The organism is Azospirillum melinis, from assembly GCF_013340935.1.
GTDB classification, from domain to species: domain Bacteria; phylum Pseudomonadota; class Alphaproteobacteria; order Azospirillales; family Azospirillaceae; genus Azospirillum; species Azospirillum melinis.
On sequence record NZ_WHOS01000001.1, the window covers coordinates 102,578 to 122,404 of the forward strand.

Consider the following 19,827-nt stretch of genomic DNA (forward strand, 5'->3'; position numbering starts at 1 on the left):
AAGGTCGTCGCAGGCCATTGCGCAGAACGGGCAAACGACATCGCTCATGGGCGGTGGAAGGTCGCTCCCGCCGAATACGTAGTCCATATCCCAAACCCCGCGCGTGATGACGAGTGTGGAGAATTATCTTAAATAATAATAGGCATGAGATGTCAGTTCATCTCTTTGCAGAAATGAATAAGTTGGATCCTATTTTTGGGGATTTTCAGAATATAATTTGTTTTCTATTGCTGTTCTCATTGATTTTATCGCCGTCGATTTTATTATGTGCAAAAGGCGGCTGATCGCCTTGGCTTTTGCGACAGGTAGGCCATGATTTGCGGCGAACAGCGCATGACGGTCGACACGGTGCGGGTGGAGGTGCCAGCCCGGCTGCATCTTGGGTTCCTCGACATGGAGGGCGGGCTGGGCCGGCGCTTCGGCAGCCTGGGCCTGACGCTCGGCGGGCTGGGAACGGACCTGATGCTGATCCGGGGAAAATCGGGAAGCGATGTTCCCGTCGGTGCGGACCGCCGGGCGGCGGGGTATCTCGACCGGCTGTGCGGGGCGTTGGGCTTGGAAAACCGCTTTTGCCTGCGGCTGGGCCGGACCATACCGTCCCATTCCGGGCTGGGGTCGGGCACCCAACTGGCGCTGGCCGTCGGGGCTGCCCTGTCGGCGATGACCGGCCGGTCGTTGCCGCCGCGCCGGGTCGCCAGCCTGCTCGACCGGGGCGCGCGGTCGGGCATCGGCGTCGGCGCCTTCGAACAGGGCGGAGTCATTCTGGACGGCGGCAAGGGCGCGTTGGACGAGCCGCCGCCGGTCATAAGCCGCATGGCCCTGCCGGAGGCGTGGCGCATGCTGCTGGTGTTCGATGACGCCAACCGCGGCCTGTCCGGCACGGCCGAGACGGTCGCTTTCCGCGATCTGCCGCCCTTCCCAGCGGACAAGGCGGCCTATCTGTGCCGCTTGGCGCTGATGGTCGGGCTGCCGGCGCTGGCGGAAGGGGATGCGATTCGGTTCGGTGCCGCCGTGACGGAACTCCAGAGCGTGGTCGGCGACCATTTCGCCCCGGCCCAGGGCGGGCGCTTCAGCAGCCCGGACGTGGCCGAGGTTCTGCGCTGGCTGCCGTCGGTTGGTGCTGCCGGGGTCGGGCAGAGTTCCTGGGGGCCGACCGGCTTTGCCATCTTCGGCGATGTAGCATCGGCAGAGCGGGCGGCGGAGGGTGCGCAGGCGCGCTGGCGGACGCGGCCCAACCTGCGCTTCGTCATCTGCCGGGGGCGGAATCACGGTGCTGTTGTGGAGACTTTCTCCGATCAAAGCGCAGTCGCTGCCGGATATGAAAAAGTCGCAAAAAAGACAGCGTGAGTTTGTAAGGTGAAAGACAGTGCCATGAAGCGAACCGAGGACTTCGTTTCATGGAAAAGCCCTATATTATGCACGCCGTTACTCCGGTAAAGGCGGTCAGTCCATTCGACATCAACATGGCGTGCGATGCCGGATATGGCGTCATCGTGCCCTATAGCAATGTCGAGACTGGCGAGGTGCCGGGTCTTGTCCAGGATATGATCTTTTCCCGCGCTCCGGGCGACGCCAAGCGGACCGGTCTGTTCATCGCCGGCCGAGACATCCTGATGGCGCTGGACATGCTGGACGCGGCGTGCCGGGCCATGGTCCCGCCGTTCGAAATCTCGGTCTTCGCCGATCCGTCCGGCGCCTACACCACCGCCGCGGCGATGATCGCGAAGGTCGAGGCCCAACTTGAGAAGGTTGGGTTGGCGTTGGCCGGATCGCGGGTCGCGGTGTTCGGTGGCAAGGGGCCGGTTGGCGGTGTCGCCGCGGTGCTGGCCGCGCGTGCCGGCGCGGCGGTTCAACTGATCGGCCATGACGGTGCGGCGTCCGTCGCCGAGCGGGCGGCCTCATACCGTCACCGGTTTGGCGTGACGCTGGGCGCGGTGGATGGCTCGACCGACGCCCATAAGGCCGCCATCCTCGCGGAAACCGACGTGGTTCTGGCGGTCGCCCGTGCCGGCGTCCAGGTGCTGAGCCGCGCGCAGATCGCCGCTGCCCCGTCGGTGCGGGTGGTGGCCGACGTCAATGCCGTGCCGCCGGCCGGCGTGGAAGGGGTGGACGCCTTCAGCGACGGCGTGGCCATCGACGGGACGGACGCCGTCGGCATCGGCGCGCTCGCCATCGGCAACGTGAAGTTCAAGACCCAGCATGGCCTGTTCAAAGCGATGCGCGAGGCGGCGAAGCCGGTCTATCTGGCCTTCGACGACGCGTTCACCCTGGCCCGCGCCCAATGCCGGAAAACGGCGTGATCCTGGTCGCCGCCCTGTCGGGCCGGGCAATCGCCCAGGCGGTGGCGCGAACCGGAGCCGTCGTGGCGACGCTGGACCAGTTCGGCGATGCCGATCTGCCGCTGCCCGCCCTTTGCGTGGCCGGTGATCCCGTCACCGGCTTCGAGCGGGACGCGTTGATCGCCGCCGCCCGGACGCTGGCTCCGCCGGGCAGCGGTCTGGTCGTCGGATCGGGATTTGAACAGGCGCCCGACCTGCTGGCCGCCCTGATGCAGGCCGGTCCTTATCGGCTGCTCGGCAACGGGCCGGACGCGGTGCGGGCGGTCAAGGACCCGGCCGGTTTTGCCGCGCGGCTGGCGACGCTGCGGCTGGAGGAGTTGGGCATCGGGCATCCGGAGATGCGGGTGGCGATGTCCGACGATGAGGTTTCCGGGGACTGGCTGGTCAAACGGGTGGGTGCGGCCGGGGGTTGGCACATCGTCCCCTGGACCGGCGGCCCACTGCCGGACGGTCATTACCTGCAATGGCGGGCGGCGGGGCGGCCAACCTCCGTCGCCTTCATCGCCGACCGCTCCGGCTGGTGCGAAACGGTGGCGATCAGCCGGCAATGGGCCGATCCGGCACCCGATGCGCCCTTCCGCTATGGCGGGGCGGTGCTTCCGGCGGCGGTGCCTCAATCCCTCGCCGACCGGCTTGCGGAAGCGGCACGCCGCATTGCTGCCGCTTTCGGGCTGGTCGGGCTGAACAGCCTGGACCTGTTGGTCGACGGCAAATCGGTGACGGTGCTGGAGGTCAATCCGCGTCCGGGGGCCACGCTCGACCTGCTCGAACGCCACCGGCAGGGCGGGGTGATGCGTGCCCATCTCGACGCTGCCGCCGGACGCGACTGGAAGCTGGGGGCAGCGCGTCCGGGCGTCATTGCCGGGGCGGTGGCCTATGCCGACTCTGCCCTGACGGTGCCGGCGGATTTCCCCTGGCCCCCTTGGTGCGCCGACCTGCCTCGGGCTGGAGGCGCGGTGGGCGTCGGGCAGCCGCTGTGCAGCGTCACCGCCTGGGGCGGCGACGAGGAAGAGGCGCGACGCCGTCTGTCCTGCCGGATCGAACGCATCGTCGCGGACTGCACGCGGCGGGCCTGCTTTGTGGAGAGAACCGCCGATGTCGTCCCTTCCCTTCAGTGTTAACCGGCTTGCCGCACCCCTGGTCCATGCCCTGGTGGCGGACGCCGCCATGCTGCGGATCGGGGTGGAACAGCATCCCGCGGGCTGCACCGTGATCGATGCCGGCATCGACCGGCCCGGCAGCCTGGAGGCCGGGCGCCGCATCGCCGAGATTTGCCTGGGCGGCGCCGGCAGCGTGCGCATCGGCATGGACTCTCCCTTCGCCCATTGGCCGGCGCAGGTGACGGTGACCGCCGCCGATCCGGTCCTGGCCTGCCTCGGCAGCCAGTATGCCGGCTGGAGCCTGTCGGGCGAGAAGTTCTCCGCCTTGGGATCGGGGCCGGGACGTGCCCTGGCGGTGAAGGAACCGCTGTTCGCAGAACTCGGCTACCGCGACATGGCCGACCGCGCTGTGCTGGTGCTGGAGACGGACAAGCGGCCGCCGGCATCGGTGGTGGAGAAGGTGGCGCGCGACTGCGGCGTGCCGGCGGAGCGCGTGACCCTGATCCTGACGCCGACCCGCAGCCCGGCCGGCATCATCCAGATCGTCGCCCGCGTGCTGGAGGTCGGGCTGCACAAGCTGCATGCCATGCATTTCCCGCTGGAGCGGGTGCGCGACGGCGTCGGCTGCGCGCCGTTGCCGCCGCCGGGGCGCGACTTTGTCCAGGCGATGGGCCGCACCAACGACGCCATCCTGTTCGGCGGCACCGTCCATCTGCTGGTCGACGGTCCGGACGACGACGCGGCTGATCTGGCGGCCCGCCTGCCCAGCTCAGCCTCCGCCGACTATGGCCGGCCCTTCGCCGATCTGTTCGCGGCGAGCGGCTTCGACTTCTTCAAGATCGACCCGATGCTGTTCAGCCCGGCCCGCGTGATCGTGACCGCCTTCGAAAGCGGGCGGAGCTTCAGTGCCGGGGTTCTGGCTCCGGCGCTGCTCGACCGCTCCTTTGGCATCGGCATGTAGGGGAGGCCGGGGCATGGGGCTGATCCATATCGCCATCTTCGTGGACGGCGCCGACTGGCACACCCGGCGGCTGACCGCCGCCTTCGCCCGCCTTGGCGCGAAAGCGCTCCCGGTGTCGCTCAGCTCCTGCGGCTTCGGTCCCGAGGGGCCGGTGATTCCGGGTTTCGCGGGGGGGCTGCCCGACGCCTGCCTGGTTCGCACCATCTCCGCCGGCAGTTTCGAGCAGGTGACGCTGCGGCTTGGCGTGCTGCATGCGCTGGCCCATGGCGGGGTGCCGGTTGCCAACACCCCCGTGTCCATCGAGCGCTGCGTCGACAAGAGCGCCACCGCCTTCCGGCTGGCCGCCGCCGGGATACCGACCCCACGGACCTGGAGCGTTGCCGACCCGGTCCAGGCCTCCGCCATCCTGGCCGCCCTCCATGCCGAGGGACGGGCCGCGGTGCTGAAACCGCTGTTCGGATCGCAGGGCAAGGGGTTGCGCCGGCTCGATCCCGGCATGGCTCTGCCCGGCCCGGAGGAGATCGCCGGTGTCTATCATTTGCAGGAGTATGTCGGCGCGGCCGATGGCGGCTGGTTCGACTGGCGGGTCTTCGTGGTGGATGGGCGTCCGTTGGCCGCCATGGTCCGCCAGGGCGATCACTGGATCACCAACGTGAAGCAGGGAGCGCGCTGCCATCCGGCAAGTCCGGGCGGTGTGCTGGGCGATCTGGCGGTGGCCGCCGCCGCCGCGGTCGGTGCCGACTATGCCGGGGTGGACGTGATCCGCGCGCCCGACGGCCGGTTCCTGGTGCTCGAGGTCAACAGCATGCCGGCATGGCGCGGCCTGCAGGCGGTGACGCCGGTGGACGTGGCGCAGGCGCTGGCCGATCTGGTCCTTGCCCGTCTGGCATCGGCCTCGCCGGTGTCGGCGGACGCACGGAGGGCCGGATGAGCGCCCTGTTGCCGACCCCGATCTACGATTGCCGGTCCTTGGTGGAGGAGGCGGTGTTCACCGCCTGCCGGCTGGAGCTGATGGCGCTGAAACCCGGCAACGTTCATATCCATGCAGACGGCCATGGGATGAGCGTGGCGCAGTTCCTGGACAGCGCCGCCGCCATCGCCCCGATCCTCGCCACGCCCGGCCGCCGGGTGGGGGAAGCGATCCTGCATGCGGTCGCGGCGACACGGGATGTGGCCGGCTGCAACACCAATCTCGGCATCGTCCTGCTGCTGGCGCCGCTCGCCACGGCAGCGCTGTGCCGCGATAAGGGCGAGCCGTTGCGGCTTCGGCTGGCGCGGGTGCTCGACGGGCTGAGCGTCGCCGATGCCGCCGACGCCTTCGCAGCCATCCGCCTGGCTCTGCCGGCCGGGCTGGGAGAGGCCCAGCAGCATGACGTCGCCGCGGCCCCGCGTGTCGACCTGCGGGCCGCGATGGCGGCGGCGGCCGACCGCGACCTGATCGCCCGACAGTACGCCACCGCCTTCGCCGACGTCTTCACCTTCGGCGTTGCGCGCGGCCGCTCGGCCCTGCGTCGTGGCGCCAGTCCGGCGGAGGCGGCGAGCGCCATTCACCTGGGCTTCATGGCGCTGCACCCGGACACCCACATCGCCCGCAAGCATGGTGCGGCGGTGGCGGAGCGGGTGCGGGCGCAGGCGTTCCGGCTGGAGCGGCGACTATCCATTGGTTCTGCCTTTGGCGGCAACTCCGGAACAGCGCGCCGGCTCCTCGCTTTCGACCGCGCGCTGAAGCGCCGCGGCCTCAATCCGGGCACGTCCGCCGACTTGACGGTGGCCTGCCTGTTCGTGCTTCGGCTGGCCGGCGATCTGCCGGCCGGGCCGTGGCCGCCGGACGACTGCCGGCGGAATCTGATCGAACCAACCATCGCAAGGGACGCGCAATGCCTAAGATCGACAAGGTTATGGTCGGCGAAGCTCTGGTGGGCGACGGCAACGAGGTCGCTCACATCGATCTCATCGTCGGTCCGCGCGGCAGCGCCGCCGAGACCGCCTTCTGCCAGACCCTGACCAACCAGAAGGAAGGGGTGAACGGCCTGCTGGCCGTGCTGGCGCCGAACCTGATGGTCAAACCCTCCACGGTCATGTTCAACAAGGTGACGATCAAGAACGCCAAGCAGGCCGTGCAGATGTTCGGCCCGGCCCAGCGTGCCGTCGCCCTGGCGGTCGCCGAATGCGTCGAGGACGGCACCATTCCGGCGGACGAGGCCGACGACCTGTTCATCTCGGTCGGCGTCTTCATCCACTGGCAGGCGGAGGACGACCGCAAGATCCAGGACTACAACCATGAGGCCACCAAGCTGGCGCTGAAGCGCGCCATCGCCGGCAACCCGACCGCCAAGGAAATGCTCGACGGCGTGGCCGCCGCGGTTCACCCCTTCGCCGCCTCCTGATCGGAGACGAAGCGGGACAGCGTTCCGGCGTCGAGGCGCCGGTCGTGGAGCGCGCTGGCCACCAGCACGGCATCCGTTCCGTGCCGCGCCAGCGCGTCCAGGTCCGCCGCATCGCGCACCCCGCCGGCGCCCCACACCCGAACCCCCGGGCGTCGGGCCGCCAGCGAGGCGATGCGGTCGAGGTCCGGCCCCTCGCCCGAGCCGACCCGGTCCAGCGTCATGGCGATCACCCGTGCGGGCCAGAGGCAGGCATCCTCGTGCAGCGCCGCCGGTCCCAGCGCTTTGCCCCGCCGGACATCCAGCGACAGCGCCACCCGGTCCCCGCCGGTCAGCGCCAGCGCTGCGTCCAGCGTCTTTCCGTCCGTCTGGCTTTCGCTGCCGATCACCAGATGCCAGAGCCCGGCATCGACCCAGCGGCGGCAATCGTCCGCCGTCGCCAGCCCGGCATCGACCCAGAAGGCGACCTCCGGCCAGCGCGCCTGGAGAGCCGCGACGGTGGAGCGATGGTCGCCATGCCCGCGGATCGCGTCGAGGTCGGCGACATAGCAGGCGCGGAAGGGTTGCAGCGCCAGCAGCGCGGCCACGATATCCTGCGGTGCCGATCCTGCGGTCAGCGCGCTTTCGATGGGGCGGTAGCGGTCGCGCTCCCCCCGCTTGGCATGAACCACCTGCCCGCCCAGCAGGTCGATGACGGGAACGATGTCCATGGAGAACAGCCTTCGTCGGGTTCTGGTCTGCGAGTATGTCACCGGCGGCGCGCTGTGCAACGGGCCGCTTCCGACCGACCTGATGGCGGAGGCCAACGCGATGGTCGCCGCCCTGGTCGGCGATCTGGTCGCGCTGGATGGAATACACGTCACGCTGTGCTGGGACAACCGGCTTGCCGCGCCGTCCTTCCCAGCGGACCGGGTCACCCTGTTCCCGGTGGCGCCGGGCGAGGAGCCGGAGGCGCGCTGGCGCGCCGCGGCCGCTCTGTGCGACGTGGTCTGGCCGATTGCGCCGGAAAGCGACGGGCTGCTGGCGCAAGTGACCGCCCTGTTCCACGACACCGGCCGGCCGGTGGTCGCCTGCGCTGCCGACGCCATTGCTCTGGCGTCGTCGAAGACGGCGACGGCGGCCCGGTTGGCCGCCCACGGCATCGCGACGATTCCCACCTTCCCCTTCGGCGCCCCGCCGCCGCCCGCCGCCCGTCATGTGGTGAAGCCGGACGACGGCGCCGGCTGCCTCGACACCTTCATCGTCGACGACATCGCCAGTTGGACGCCGCCGCATACCGGCCGCTGGATCGTCCAGCCGCTGGTGGAGGGGGAGGCGTGCAGCCTGTCCATGCTGGTCGACGACACCGGCGGAGTGAGGCTGCTCGGCTGCAACCGCCAGAAGGTGAAGCGTGGCGATGGGAGCTTCTCTTTCCACGGTGTCGAGGTCGGGGCGATGGAGCACCGCCGCATCGTCTGGGAACCGCTGGCGCGTGCGATTGCCGCCGCGATCCCGGGCTTGCGCGGCTATGTCGCCGTGGACCTCATCGACCGGCCCGATGACCCGGATTCGAATGGCCCGGTGGTGGTGGAGGTGAACCCGCGCCTGTCCGTCGGCTATTCCGGGCTGTCGCGGGTGCTGGGCTGGAACCCGGCGGGTGAAATCCTGGTTCTGTTCCACACCAGATCGGCCGATGCCGGCCGGGAGGATGCGCATGTCTGACACCCGTGGAACGGCCCCCGATGGAACGGCGATCATCGGCTGGGACATCGGCGGCGCCCATCTGAAGGCCGCCTGGGCGGAGGAGGGCCGGCTGCGAGATGCCGTGCAGGTGCCGTGCCGGCTCTGGCAAGGGCTGGGCGAGTTGGACACGGCGCTGACCACGGTTCTGGAGCGCCTGCCGGCCGGCGCCGACCATGTGGTGACGATGACGGGCGAACTGGTCGACCTGTTCGACGACCGCACCCAGGGCGTGCAGACGCTGATCGATCGCATCGCGGCTGCCGTGCCGCCGGGGCGGCTGCGCGTTTATGCCGGGCGGCGCGGGCTGCTGTCGCCGCAGGAGGCGCGCGGACAGGTGATGGACGTGGCGTCGGCCAACTGGATGGCGACCGCCGCCGTGGTCGCCAAGCGCCTGCCGGCGGCGCTGCTGGTCGACATGGGCAGCACCACCACCGACATCGTGCCGGTGCGGGACGGCGGGGTGGTGGCGCGCGGCGTCACCGATCATGACCGGATGGCGGTGGAGGAACTGCTCTATACCGGGCTGACCCGCACGGCGGTGATGGCGATGGAGCGCACCGCTCTGGTCGCTGGCGAGCGGCTGCCGATGATGGCCGAGTATTTCGCCACCAGCGCCGACCTCTACCGCGTGCTGGGCCGGCTGGACGAGGCTGCGGACCAGCATCCCGCCGCCGACAATGGGCAGAAGACGGTCGAGGCCAGCCTGCGCCGTCTGGCGCGCATGGTCGGCCATGATGCCGGCGATTACGATCCGGCGGTCTGGCGGGCGATGGCCGGCGATCTGGTCGAACGCCAGCTGCGCCGCATCCATGACGCCGCTTCGCGGGTTCTGTCGGCCGGCGCGCCGCCGCTTCCGCAGGATACGCCCGTGGTCGGGGCCGGTGTCGGGCGCGCGGTGGTGAAGGAGGTGGCTGCCCGGCTCGGTCGCCCCTACCTGGATTTCTGCGATGTGGTGGGGGCTCCCGGTCAGGGTTGGGTCGCAAGCTGCGCCCCCGCTGCGGCCATGGCGCTGCTGGGCTGAGGGAACCGGGATGAGCCGCGCCTTCGTCAAGGAAAGCGATGCCGAGACCGAGGGTCCGTTGCCCCAGGTCAACGGGCCCCTGCATGTGTCCGCTGCCACTGTCGCCGCCTGGCAGGAGGAGCTGGCCGCGGCAGACGCGGAGGTGGCGCAGCTGCGCGGTTCCGATGCGCCGGAGGACCGGCAGGCGATGAGCAGTGCCAAGCGGCGAGCCGACCTGCTGCGCGCCCGGCTGGCCGCCGCCGTCGTGATGCGTCCAGCCGGCCCGGAAGATGAGGCCGGGTTTGGCTCCGTCGTCGTCGCCGAGGATGAGACCGGGCGCCGGTGGACCTTCACGCTGGTTGGCGGGGAGGAGGCCGACCCCGCTGCCGGCCGCATCAGCTGGCAATCCCCGTTGGGGGAGGCGCTGGTCGGCGGACGCGTCGGTGACGTGGTGGACTGGCCGCGCCGGGGCAAAGCCCTGTCCCTCACCATCCGTTCGGTCTCGCCGAACTGAGCGGCTACAGATATCTCAAGGAAATCCTCTGTATAGACGACCGATTCAGGCCAATACGCGACGGATATTGAAAATTAGATTCAGTGGACATGTGTAAATAATCTGTCATAAACTGTGCTCCTCAACTGAAAAAATCTTGGACAGTTCGGGATAATCCCCAGAACAGCCCGCACCACTCCAACGCAGTGGTTCCGGTCTCGAAGAATCGTGTCTTTGAACAGGGAAGAGAGGGCGCAGATGAAGACGCTTTTCCGCTCCGCGCTGCTTGCGGGCATGGTCGCGATGGCTCCAATGGCCGCCATGGCCCAATCGGGCTCTCCTCAACCGCTCGCCCATTGGCCGGCGGAGGCGGCGACGAGCCTCAAGGCGCTGGTGTCCGCCAATGCCGGCAAGGGCGCCTATGCGGTGTTCGATGCCGACAACACGCTGTACCGCTACGACCTTGAAGAATCCCTGCTGCCCTATCTGGAGCGCAAGGGCGTGCTGTCGCGCGAGAGCATGGACCCGTCCTTGAAGATCATCCCGTTCAAGGACGTGAACGGGCACAAGGAAAGCCTCAACAGCTATTATTACCGGCTGTGCGAGATCGACGATCAGGTGTGCTATCCGTGGGTGGCGCAGATCTTTTCCGGCTTCACCCTGACCCAGTTGAAGGGCTTCGTCGACGAGATGCTGGCCGACGGCAAGCCGATCCCCGCCACCTACTACGACGGCGGCGCGGTCAAGACGGTCGAGGTGAGCCCGCCCAAATTCTACACCGGCCAGCAGGAGCTGGTGAACCATCTGACCGCCAACGGGATCGACGTCTATGTGGTGACCGCCGCCAGCGAGGAGCTGGTCCGGATGGTGCTGTCCGACCCGAAATACGGCTACAATATCAAGCCGCAGAACGTCATCGGCGTCACCATGCTGCTGAAGAACCGCGCCACCGGCGAGGTGACCACGGCACGCAAGCTGATCGCCGAGGGGAAATACGACTGGGCCAAGACTATGGACCTGGAACTCGGCACCTATCTGTGGGCGCCGCTGACCTGGTTTGCCGGTAAGCACGCGGCGATCCTCACCTATATCGACCAGTGGAAGAAGCCGGTGCTGGTGGCGGGAGACACCCCCACCAGCGATGGTTACATGCTGCTCCATTCCACCGATGCGGCGAATGGCGGCTTGCGGGTGTGGGTCAACCGCAAGGACAAGTACATGAAGCAGATCAAACAGATGTGGGAAACTGCCGCTGCGGGCCAAGCGGACCAGAAGCTGCCGGTCCTCGCCGACCGGAACTGGGTCGTCGTCCAGCCGAACGATATCCAGTGACAACGGCGGTTCTTGCCCGCCATCGCCCAAAACAGGAAGGCCCCGACCGTGAAACCGGCCGGGGCCTTGGTTTTTTCCTGGCACCCGCGCCGGTCTTCGCCGGCTCAGCCGCCATCCAGCGCGCGCAGCAGCGGGCGGATCTTCACCATCATCTCGTCATGCTCGCCGCCGGGATCGGAATCGGCGACGATGCCGCCGCCGGCCTGGGCGATGACGCGGTCGGGCGTGACGGTCAGGGTGCGGATGACGATGTTGCTGTCCATCGCTCCGTCGAAGCCGATCCAGGCCACCGATCCGCAATAGGCGCCGCGTCGAGAGGATTCCAGCTCGTCGATGATCTCCATGGCACGGATCTTGGGCGCGCCGGTGATCGAGCCGCCGGGGAAGGTGGCGCGCAGCAGGTCAACCGGTCCCAGCCCAGGCCTCAGCCGCCCTTTGATCACCGACACCAGATGATGGACGGAAGCGAAGCGCTCAACCCCGCACAGGACCGGTACCTTGACGCTGCCGATGCGCGCCACGCGGCCGATGTCGTTGCGCAGCAGGTCGGTGATCATCAGGTTCTCGGCCCGGTCCTTGATGCTGTGTTCAAGCTCGCGGGCGAGAGCCTCGTCTTCCTCCACGGTGGCGCCGCGCGGGCGGGTTCCCTTGATCGGACGGGTTTCCATGCGGCCGTCGCCATCGAGCCGGATGAAGCGCTCCGGCGAGGCGCTGGCCAGACCGGCGCCATCGGGCAGCGACAGGCAGGCCGCGAAGGGGGCGGGGCTGCGCGCCAGCAGGCGGCGGTAGAGATCGAGCAAAGACAGGCCCGCCGGCCGGTCGGCCAGGAAGCGTCCGGTGAAGTTGGCCTGGAAGATGTCGCCCGCGCGGATGTATTCCAGCACCTGCTCCACCCGGCGGCAATACTCGTCGCGTTCGATCTCGGCCCGCCAGGGCGCGCTGGTGGGGTTGGGCGGCGGCAAATCGATTGACGCCGCCGCCAGCATATCGGTGAACGACTGAAGGCGGCCGGCCGCGCGGAGTCGGCGCCGGACCGGACTGCTTTCGGGAAATCCATTGGACAGCACCCAGCCGCGCCGCTCCCATTCATCGAAAACGATGACCGTATCGTAGAAACCGAAGGCCATGTCGGGCAGGCCGCTGTCGTCGCCGTGCCGTGCGGGCAGCCGTTCCAGCACCTGTCCCAATTCGTAGCCGAGGAAGCCGACGGCGCCACCGGCGAAAGGAACGGGCAGGTCGGCGGGAAGGGGCAGGCGATGGGCGTCCAACTCCCGTTCGAGCACCGTGAACGGATCGCCGACGACGGCCTCGCCATCCACCGTGACGGAGCCGCCGCGCGCTTCGACCGTGCGGAAGGGATCGACGGCGACGATGCTCCACCGGCCCCGGCCGCCGGCTTCCGCGGCGCTGTGCAGAAGTGTGGCGAAAGGTTGGCCGGACCAGGGTGCGAAGGCGGCGACCGGATCGCGGTAGGGAATTTCGCGGATCAGCAGCGGACACTCGTCGCCCGCGCTCTCCCCGGCCGGGAGGTCGAAGACAAGGCCGTCATGCGGCATGCGTCATGCTCCGGCGCTGGGGGTGAAGGACTTGACCCAGAAGCGAAGGGGTTTGGCTGTTTCTTCCCGGTCGCAGGAGTCGCACCAGGACAGGGTGCCGCCGATGTCCGGCTCCAGCCGGTAGCCCAGCCGCCGCCATGCGGCATCGGGCGTCCGGTAGGTCTTCGGGCGGCGGGGATGGTCGGTGGAGCGCACGATCTCGCCGAAGGCGGCGGATGCGAAACGGCCATTGTCGCGGATATGGGATTCGCCGATTTCGAGCAGGGCCGTTCCGACACCCCGCCCACGGTGGGAGGGCAGGACAACCACCTCACCGAAATAGAAGATCGCGCCCGGATCGCGGCCGGCATGGGTGAAGGGATCGCTCAAGGCGTCGATTTCCTGGTCGAGCGGCGCGCCGGTGACCGCCGCGACCATGCGGTTGCGGTCGAAAGCGGCAAGGATGAGCCCGCCCGGCAGGCTGCCGAGATCGGAGAGATACCGTTCCTCGTACGCGGCCGACCCGCGATAGAGATAGGGAAAATCGCCAAGCACCGCCAGCCGCAGGGCGGCCAGCTCCTCCAGCCGGTCGGCCAGTACGACGCCGGCCAGCCGCTCCACCTGCATGTCGCCCAACGCCAACCCCGGCCCCAGGCCATGTGCCTGTGCATCGGCATGCGGCCGCAGCCCGTGAGGAGGCAGGGGCCGCGCCGGAAGAGCGGCGGCGGAGCCCCCTTCCGGAAGAGCCCCCGCGCTCACCGTGCCGGCACCGGCAGGAACCGGCGCAGGAACGCGAAGCGTACCGGGCGCGAAGCGGCGGCGGTCTGGCCGAAGCTCTGGGTGATGCGGTCGAGGATGATCGCCAGCAGAACGACGCTGAGACCGCTTTCGAAGCCGAGCGCGATGTCCAGCCGCTGAATGCCCTGCAGCACGACATTGCCCAGGCCGCCGGCACCGATCATCGAGGCGATGACGATCATCGACAGCGCCATCATCATGGTCTGGTTCACCCCGGCCATGATCGAGGGCAGGGCGTTCGGCAGCTGAACCTTGAACAGGAGCTGTCGGTCATGGCAACCGAAGGCCTTGCCGGCCTCGACGATCTCGGCCGGAACCTGCTGGATGCCGAGCGAGGTCAGGCGCACGGCCGGCGGCATGGCGAAGATCACGGTGGCGAGGATACCCGGCACCCGGCCCAGGCCGAAGAACATCACCGCCGGGATCAGATAGACGAAGGCCGGCATGGTCTGCATGAAGTCCAGCGTGGTGCGGACGATGCTTTCGACCACGCGGTTGCGCGCCATCCAGACGCCCAGCGGCACGCCGATCAGCAGGCTGAGCAGGGTGGCGGTCAGCACCAGCCCCAGGGTGGAGGCGGTCTCCGTCCACAGCCCCATGCCGGCGATCAGCGACAGGGCGGCGACCGTGAAGACGGCGAAGCCGGTGCCGACCCGCCACAGGGAGGTCGCGACGATCAACCCGATCAGCAGCCAGGCGGGCGCGCCCACCAGCACGAAGTCGATAGCGCCGCCGAAGCCGTTCACCACCGTCGCGATCGCGTCGAAGGTCGGCTGGAAATGGTCGAGCATGAAGGTGACCAGTTCCTCGACCCATTTGCCGATCCTGATTTCGAAATCCATCGGTCAATCCCCCCGAACCAAGGTGTGGAGCATGAGGGCGCGCGAGATGGCGCCGAGGAAGTTGTCGTCGTCGTCGACGACCGGCACCGGCCATTCGCTGTCGGCGACCAGGGCAAGCAGGGAATGGATCGGCGCCGAGGCGTTGACCGTGCGGACGCCGGGCAGGAAGGCATTGACGAAGCGCGGCTGCGGACCGTTCAGCTCGCGTTCCAGCGTCGCCCGCGAGACGATGCCTTCGAAGTGGCCTTCCGGGGTGCGGACATAGCCGAAGTTGTGGTGGTTCTCGCGCAACTGGTGCAGGGCGGGAGCCAGTTCGCCGGGCAGGCGGATGACGGTGTTGGTCGCCTCGAACCGGGCGACGTCGCCGGCCCGCAGCACCTTGGAGGCATCGACGTTGCGGAAGAAGGAGCGGACGTAGTCGTCGGCCGGGCGGCTGAGGATCTCGTAAGGCGTGCCGACCTGCACGATGCGTCCGCCTTCCATGATGGCGATGCGGTCGCCGATGCGCATCGCTTCATCGAGGTCGTGGGAGATGAAGACGATGGTGCGCTGCTGTTCGCGTTGCAGGCGCAGCAGCTCGTCCTGCATCTCGGTGCGGATCAGCGGGTCGAGGGCGGAGAAGGCTTCGTCCATCAGCAGGATGGTCGGGTCGTTGGCCAGCGCGCGGGCAAGGCCGACGCGCTGTTGCATGCCGCCAGACATCTCGCGCGGATAGCGGTGGGCATAGGTGCCCAGGCCCACCTGCTCCAGCGCCTGCTGTGCGGCCTTGTGGCGCTCCGCCTTGGAGGCACCGGAGATTTCCAGGCCGAAGGCGGCATTGTCCAGTGCGGTCAGATGCGGCATCAGGGCGAAGGACTGGAAGACCATGCCCATGTTGCGGCGGCGGGCCTGGATCAACTCGGCCTTGGACATGCTGACCAGATCCTTGCCGTCCAGCAGGATTTCGCCGCTGCTGGGCTCGATCAGCCGGTTCAGTAGGCGGATCATGGTGGATTTGCCGGATCCCGACAGTCCCATGATGACAAAGATCTCGCCGGCGCGGACCTGAAAGCTGGCGTCGAGGACACCGACATTGACGTTCAGCTTTTCCAGGACCTCCGCCTTGCTGGCGCCCTGGCGCAGCATCGACAGGGCCGGCTTCGGATCGGCCGAGAAGACCTTGTAGACGTTCCGCACCTCCAGGCGGACCGCCGCATCTTCTCCGGTGCCGCTCCTGGCGGCTGAGCGGGGAAAGCCCAGGCTGGCAGGGCCGCCGACCGAAACCGCGCTTCGCGTCATCGTGCTCATCGGCATGCCTCCCCCGGGTTGGCGACAGCGTGACCTGCGGTACTGGGAGGGTCGTTTTGCATGGTTTTCATGGAAGCATTCCCTGTTCGACAAGGCTGTCGTAGATGGCCAGCGCCCCCGCTTCAGGTGTCGGGTTGACCAGCAGTTGGCCTTTTCCGCTCTTGCTCTCGGTCGCCGCCTTCAGCCGGTCCAGGGCCGAACCGCCGCGCTTGACGCGCATCAGCTTGGGCTTCGGGCGCCACGGCCGATGCTCGCACTCCGACAGGAAGAGATCGGCGGTCGCCTGGGCCGCCACCGGCTCGATGACGCCCCGCCGGGCCGGGCCGAAGGCCGAGGCGCGGGCGGGCGGGGCGGATGGATGGACGGTCGCTATGAGGCGGCCGGTGACGGTCAGTGCCCGGCGCTGTCCGCGCGGCAGCGCCTGGACGAGGTCGGTCATGCTGGCCGAGTAGTCCGGTGCATCGGATGGGCCGATCCGCACCACATCGGAGACGACGGCGGCTTCGAGGCCGCGGGCGATCAGATAGGGCAGCATGCCGCTGCCCTCGCCGTCCTCCGCCTGCCTCCCGGTCAGGACCAGCGACGGGGCGAGACGGCGCAGGTGGGCGATCAGCGGTTCGACCGGATCGGCATCCTCCGGCAGGACCAGAACCGTCAGCCGCTCCAGCCCCATGCCGAGATAGGCGCGCAACGCGTCGGCATCAGCGGCCGGACCGGCATGGATCGCCGTCAGCCGCTTTGGCCGCAGCGCCAGCGCCATTTCCAAAGCCTGCGCGTCGGTGGCGGCACGGCGGGCGCGGCCGGAGACCGGATGGCGGCCGATGGACAGCAGGACCGCGACATCGTTTGTGGCGGCTTCAGTCATGGCGGCGCTCCCGGATCAGCCGGATCAGGGCAGGCATGACGGCCTGCGCATCGGCGACGATGGACAGGTCGGCGCGCTTGATCATCTCGGCATGGAGGTCGGTGTTGACAGCGATCACATGGCGGACGCCGGTGATGCCCTGAAGATGCTGCGGCGCGCCGGCGATGCCGAAGGCAAGGTAGCAGCGCGCGCTGACCAAGGTGCCGGAAGCGCCGACCTGCCGTTCGCGGGGCAGATGGCCGGCATCGCAGACCACGCGGCTGCCGGCACGGGTGGCGCCGAGTGCTTCGCCCAGATCGGCGAAGCTCCGCCAGTCGGTCACGCCGTTGCCGGCGCTGAGGATGAAGTCGGTCTCCGACAGGGACAGGGCGTCGGGATCGACGGCCAGCCGGCGGGCGCCGCCCAGCCGGGGCAGAACCTCCTCCCCGGCGATCACCGGCGTGGCGAGGTCGAGCGGCCGGGCCTCGTGCCGCACGCCGTCGAGCGGGGCGAAGGCATCGGCGGCCACCGTCATCAGCCGGGTAGGGCGGTGCCCGGTCTCCAGCGAGCCGCCGGCGGACTGGCGGGTCGCGCGGTCGGGTCCGAGGCCCTGCACCCCGGCGAACAGGCGCTCTCCCATCGTTGTGGCGACCCGCCGGGCAACGTCGGCGCCGTCCGGGCTGTCCGGGAATAGAATGTGGCGAGGGGACAGCGTGGTCATCAGTGCGGAAGCGGCGGCGGCTCGTCGTTCCGGCACGTAATCGTCGGCCCAGCCGTCGGGCAGGGCGACATGGCGGTCGGACCCGGCCTCGGCCAGCGCCTCGCCCGAACCGGTGCAGACGGTCACCACGGCACCGCCTCCCGCATCGGCCAGCAGACGGGCGGCGGCGATCACCTGCCGGTCATGTTCGCTGACCTCGCCGCCGGGGCGGTCGAGCATGGCGAGAACCAGATAGGCCGGCTCGACGATCACCTGGAGCGGAATTGCGGGCACGGTGGCGACGGCGATCCCGACAGCCGCGGCGGTGCCGGCCGAAGCCGCGTCGCGGGTCCAGTCATAGCGCGGGCGCGGCTGGCTCTGGATCAATGCGGCAGCCCGAAGGGCGCGCGGGTCGCGGCGGCGTTCGTTGACAGCGGCGGCGACCGGCTGACGCAGCAGGCGCGGACGCTGGCCGGTCAGGACTGTTCGGGCGGCGCGTTCGGCCCGGGGATCGACACGCCGACGGAATTGAGGGCGGATCGGCGAGGGTTGGGTCATCGGGCGGTCTCCGTCGCGGCGAGCACCAGTTCGGCGATCTCCGCCACCTCCGGTCGAGGACCGACGACGCCTTCCAGCATCAGGGTGCAGTTGGGGCAGGCGACGGCGACCAGCGAGGCGCCGGTCTCGCGGGCGTGCTCCATGCGGACGTCGGGGATGCGGCGCTCGCCCGCCACGTCGGTCAGCGGGGCGCCGCCGCCCCCGCCGCAACAGCTCGACCGCATTCCGGCGCGCAGCATCTCCCGGCGTTCCACCCCGATGGCGTCGAGCAGGGCGCGCGGCGCCTCGATCTCGCCATTGTAGCGGCCGAGGTAGCAGGGGTCGTGGAAGGTGACGCTGCGCCCCACCGGCCTGGCGACCGACAGCGCGCCGGCGGCGACCAGCTCCAGCAGCAGGGCGGTGTGGTGGACGACGGTCCAATTGCCGCCGAAGGCCGGATATTCGTTGCGCAGCGTGTGCAGCGCATGGGGGTCGGCGGTGACGATGCGGGTGAAGCGGCGGGCGTTCAGCGTCGCCACGTTGCGGGTCGCCAGCGACTGGAAGGTCGCCTCGTCGCCCAGCCGACGGGCGACGTCGCCGCAATCCAGCTCCTCCTCGCCCAGCACGGCGAAATCCACCCCGGCGCGGCGAAGCAGAACGACCAGCGCCCGCAGCGAGCGCTGGACCCGCAGGTCGAAGGCGCCGTCTCCGACCCACAGCAGCGTGTCGCAGGAGCCACCGGCCGGCAGCCGGGGCAGGGCAAGGTCGGCAGCCCAGTCCCAGCGCCGGGCGAGCGCACGGCCGCCGGGATTGTCGGTGGCGCGCAGTTCCTCCAGCATGATGGCGGCCTTGCCGGGAGTGGCCCCCAGCTCCAGCGTCTGGAAGCGGCGCAGGTCGACGACGGCGTCGACATGCTCGATCATCATCGGGCATTCCTGCACGCAGGCGCGGCAGGTGGTGCAGGACCATAGCGTGTCGGGATGGATCATCGCATCCGGCCCGATCAGCGGCAGCGCTGCCCCGCCATGGGCCTTGCCGACGCCGCGGCCTGGATGGGGATTGCCGGCATAGGCGGCGTCGCTGGCCTGCCCATCCATGGCGGCGACCAGATCCTGCACCAGCTTCTTCGGGTTCAGCGGCAGGCCGGCGGCGAAGGCCGGGCAGGCCGTCTCGCAGCGCCCGCACTGGACGCAGGCATCGAAACCGAGCAGCCGGTTCCAGGCAAAATCGACGGGACGCTCCACACCCAGGGCGACCGGCTCCGTCTCCTTCGCGGGGGCCAGCGGCAGCGGCTTCAGCCCGGTGTCACGGCCTGCTCCGTCATGGAAGCGGGCCGGACGCGGATGGAAGGCGAGATGCAGCGCCCCATGCACCGCATGCTTCAGCGGCCCCTTCCACACGCCCCACACCAGATCGGCCAACGCCACTCCGGCAATCGCGATCAGGACCAGGGCGAGCGCCTCCGGCATCACGCCGCCCAGCGCCTGGTCGAGGGCGACCAGCAGCAGGCCGCCGGAAAACCCCAGAAGCGACAGGGGAAGGCGGGCGAAACGTCCCTGCGACAGTTCGCGCGGACGCAAGACCCGGCGGCGATGCCGGACCATCAGGGCACCGGCCAGCATGACCGCCAGCACCACCGCCAACAGCAGCCAGAGAATGCGCGTTCCACCGAAGGCGACGCCCATCGCCACCAGCAGCGCCAGCGCCGCGAGGAAGCCGCCGGCGACCATGGCATGGAAGCGGGCATTGAACGGCGTCCGCCCCACGACATGATGGACATCGACCAGATAACGGCCGGGCAGGGCGCGCAACCCGGCGACCACACCGACCGTCGCCGGCCGGCCGGCCAGCCAACGCCGCGACTGCCAGGCGGCCAATGCCGCGCCGATGGCGAGGACGGCAAGGACGACGGTGGTGAGAGCGGTGGCGATCACGTCGGACGGCTCCTGTCGC

Annotated in this window: 19 protein-coding genes; 11 read left to right on the forward strand and 8 right to left on the reverse strand. The window is 69.2% G+C overall.

Features of this window, described 5'->3' with window-relative positions; all coding sequences use genetic code 11:
* The first annotated feature begins 333 nt into the window (after positions 1-333).
* Genes GBZ48_RS00480 through fae form a run of 7 tightly spaced genes read left to right on the forward strand, consistent with a single transcriptional unit; the run spans position 334 to position 6,787 of the window.
* A complete protein-coding gene (locus tag GBZ48_RS00480) occupies positions 334-1,347 on the forward strand; it encodes a beta-ribofuranosylaminobenzene 5'-phosphate synthase family protein (protein ID WP_246306891.1) in 1,014 nt (337 codons plus the stop codon).
* Positions 1,348-1,397: 50 nt separating this feature from the next.
* On the forward strand, positions 1,398-2,300 hold the full coding sequence (locus GBZ48_RS00485; protein ID WP_174469186.1) for an NAD(P)-dependent methylenetetrahydromethanopterin dehydrogenase: 903 nt from the start codon (positions 1,398-1,400) through the stop codon (positions 2,298-2,300).
* Entirely contained in the window at positions 2,297-3,460 is a 1,164-nt protein-coding gene (locus GBZ48_RS00490) for an ATP-grasp domain-containing protein (protein WP_343049037.1), read from the forward strand. Before GBZ48_RS00485 ends, GBZ48_RS00490 begins: the two co-directional genes overlap by 4 nt.
* Positions 3,435-4,400, forward strand: a complete 966-nt coding sequence (gene mch / locus GBZ48_RS00495) for a methenyltetrahydromethanopterin cyclohydrolase (RefSeq protein ID WP_174469188.1) — start codon at positions 3,435-3,437, stop codon at positions 4,398-4,400. The genes GBZ48_RS00490 and mch overlap by 26 nt, the downstream gene beginning before the upstream one ends.
* 13 nt (positions 4,401-4,413) lie before the next feature.
* Positions 4,414-5,331: an ATP-grasp domain-containing protein gene (locus GBZ48_RS00500; protein WP_174469189.1), complete on the forward strand. Its 918-nt coding sequence runs from the start codon at positions 4,414-4,416 to the stop codon at positions 5,329-5,331.
* Positions 5,328-6,404 (forward strand): triphosphoribosyl-dephospho-CoA synthase, encoded by a 1,077-nt coding sequence (locus GBZ48_RS36045; RefSeq protein ID WP_246306892.1) that lies wholly within the window; start codon positions 5,328-5,330, stop codon positions 6,402-6,404. Before GBZ48_RS00500 ends, GBZ48_RS36045 begins: the two co-directional genes overlap by 4 nt.
* Complete coding sequence (gene fae / locus GBZ48_RS00510; RefSeq protein WP_246306893.1) at positions 6,299-6,787, forward strand: formaldehyde-activating enzyme; 489 nt, start codon at positions 6,299-6,301, stop codon at positions 6,785-6,787. Before GBZ48_RS36045 ends, fae begins: the two co-directional genes overlap by 106 nt.
* On the opposite strand, the gene GBZ48_RS00515 is transcribed toward fae, so the two are convergent.
* Entirely contained in the window at positions 6,766-7,494 is a 729-nt protein-coding gene (locus GBZ48_RS00515; protein WP_174469191.1) for a HisA/HisF-related TIM barrel protein, read from the reverse strand. The genes fae and GBZ48_RS00515 overlap by 22 nt on opposite strands.
* On the opposite strand from GBZ48_RS00515, the gene GBZ48_RS00520 reads away from it, so the two are divergent.
* From GBZ48_RS00520 to GBZ48_RS00535, 4 genes are all read left to right on the forward strand, one after another.
* Positions 7,493-8,485, forward strand: coding sequence for an ATP-grasp domain-containing protein (locus tag GBZ48_RS00520; protein WP_174469192.1), 993 nt, complete (start codon positions 7,493-7,495; stop codon positions 8,483-8,485). The genes GBZ48_RS00515 and GBZ48_RS00520 overlap by 2 nt on opposite strands.
* The gene (locus tag GBZ48_RS00525; RefSeq protein WP_174469193.1) at positions 8,478-9,527 is read left to right on the forward strand and encodes a hydantoinase/oxoprolinase family protein; all 1,050 of its coding nucleotides are present in this window, start codon (positions 8,478-8,480) and stop codon (positions 9,525-9,527) included. The genes GBZ48_RS00520 and GBZ48_RS00525 overlap by 8 nt, the downstream gene beginning before the upstream one ends.
* A 10-nt stretch (positions 9,528-9,537) precedes the next feature.
* Positions 9,538-10,020 (forward strand): GreA/GreB family elongation factor, encoded by a 483-nt coding sequence (locus GBZ48_RS00530; RefSeq protein ID WP_174469194.1) that lies wholly within the window; start codon positions 9,538-9,540, stop codon positions 10,018-10,020.
* 237 nt (positions 10,021-10,257) lie between these two features.
* Entirely contained in the window at positions 10,258-11,331 is a 1,074-nt protein-coding gene (locus GBZ48_RS00535) for an HAD family hydrolase (protein ID WP_209798180.1), read from the forward strand.
* Positions 11,332-11,435: 104 nt separating this feature from the next.
* Here the strand turns inward: GBZ48_RS00535 and pabB are convergent, their stop codons facing one another.
* The 7 genes from pabB to GBZ48_RS36890 form a co-directional block, all read right to left on the reverse strand.
* Positions 11,436-12,887, reverse strand: coding sequence for an aminodeoxychorismate synthase component I (gene pabB, locus GBZ48_RS00540; RefSeq protein WP_174469195.1), 1,452 nt, complete (start codon positions 12,885-12,887; stop codon positions 11,436-11,438).
* Between the two features lie 3 nt (positions 12,888-12,890).
* Positions 12,891-13,493, reverse strand: coding sequence for a GNAT family N-acetyltransferase (locus tag GBZ48_RS00545; protein ID WP_246306923.1), 603 nt, complete (start codon positions 13,491-13,493; stop codon positions 12,891-12,893).
* 128 nt (positions 13,494-13,621) lie between these two features.
* Positions 13,622-14,506 carry an ABC transporter permease gene (locus GBZ48_RS00550; protein WP_174469197.1) on the reverse strand — a complete coding sequence of 295 codons (885 nt, stop codon included), beginning with the start codon at positions 14,504-14,506 and terminating at the stop codon, positions 13,622-13,624.
* 3 nt (positions 14,507-14,509) lie between these two features.
* Complete coding sequence (gene proV, locus GBZ48_RS00555) at positions 14,510-15,793, reverse strand: glycine betaine/L-proline ABC transporter ATP-binding protein ProV (RefSeq protein WP_246306894.1); 1,284 nt, start codon at positions 15,791-15,793, stop codon at positions 14,510-14,512.
* 67 nt (positions 15,794-15,860) lie between these two features.
* The gene (locus GBZ48_RS00560; protein ID WP_174469198.1) at positions 15,861-16,658 is read right to left on the reverse strand and encodes an adenine nucleotide alpha hydrolase family protein; all 798 of its coding nucleotides are present in this window, start codon (positions 16,656-16,658) and stop codon (positions 15,861-15,863) included.
* Positions 16,651-17,895, reverse strand: coding sequence for an electron transfer flavoprotein subunit alpha/FixB family protein (locus tag GBZ48_RS00565; RefSeq protein WP_174469199.1), 1,245 nt, complete (start codon positions 17,893-17,895; stop codon positions 16,651-16,653). Before GBZ48_RS00565 ends, GBZ48_RS00560 begins: the two co-directional genes overlap by 8 nt.
* Positions 17,892-19,808 (reverse strand): DUF3483 domain-containing protein, encoded by a 1,917-nt coding sequence (locus tag GBZ48_RS36890; protein WP_174469200.1) that lies wholly within the window; start codon positions 19,806-19,808, stop codon positions 17,892-17,894. The genes GBZ48_RS00565 and GBZ48_RS36890 overlap by 4 nt, the downstream gene beginning before the upstream one ends.
* Between the last annotated feature and the right edge of the window lie 19 nt (positions 19,809-19,827).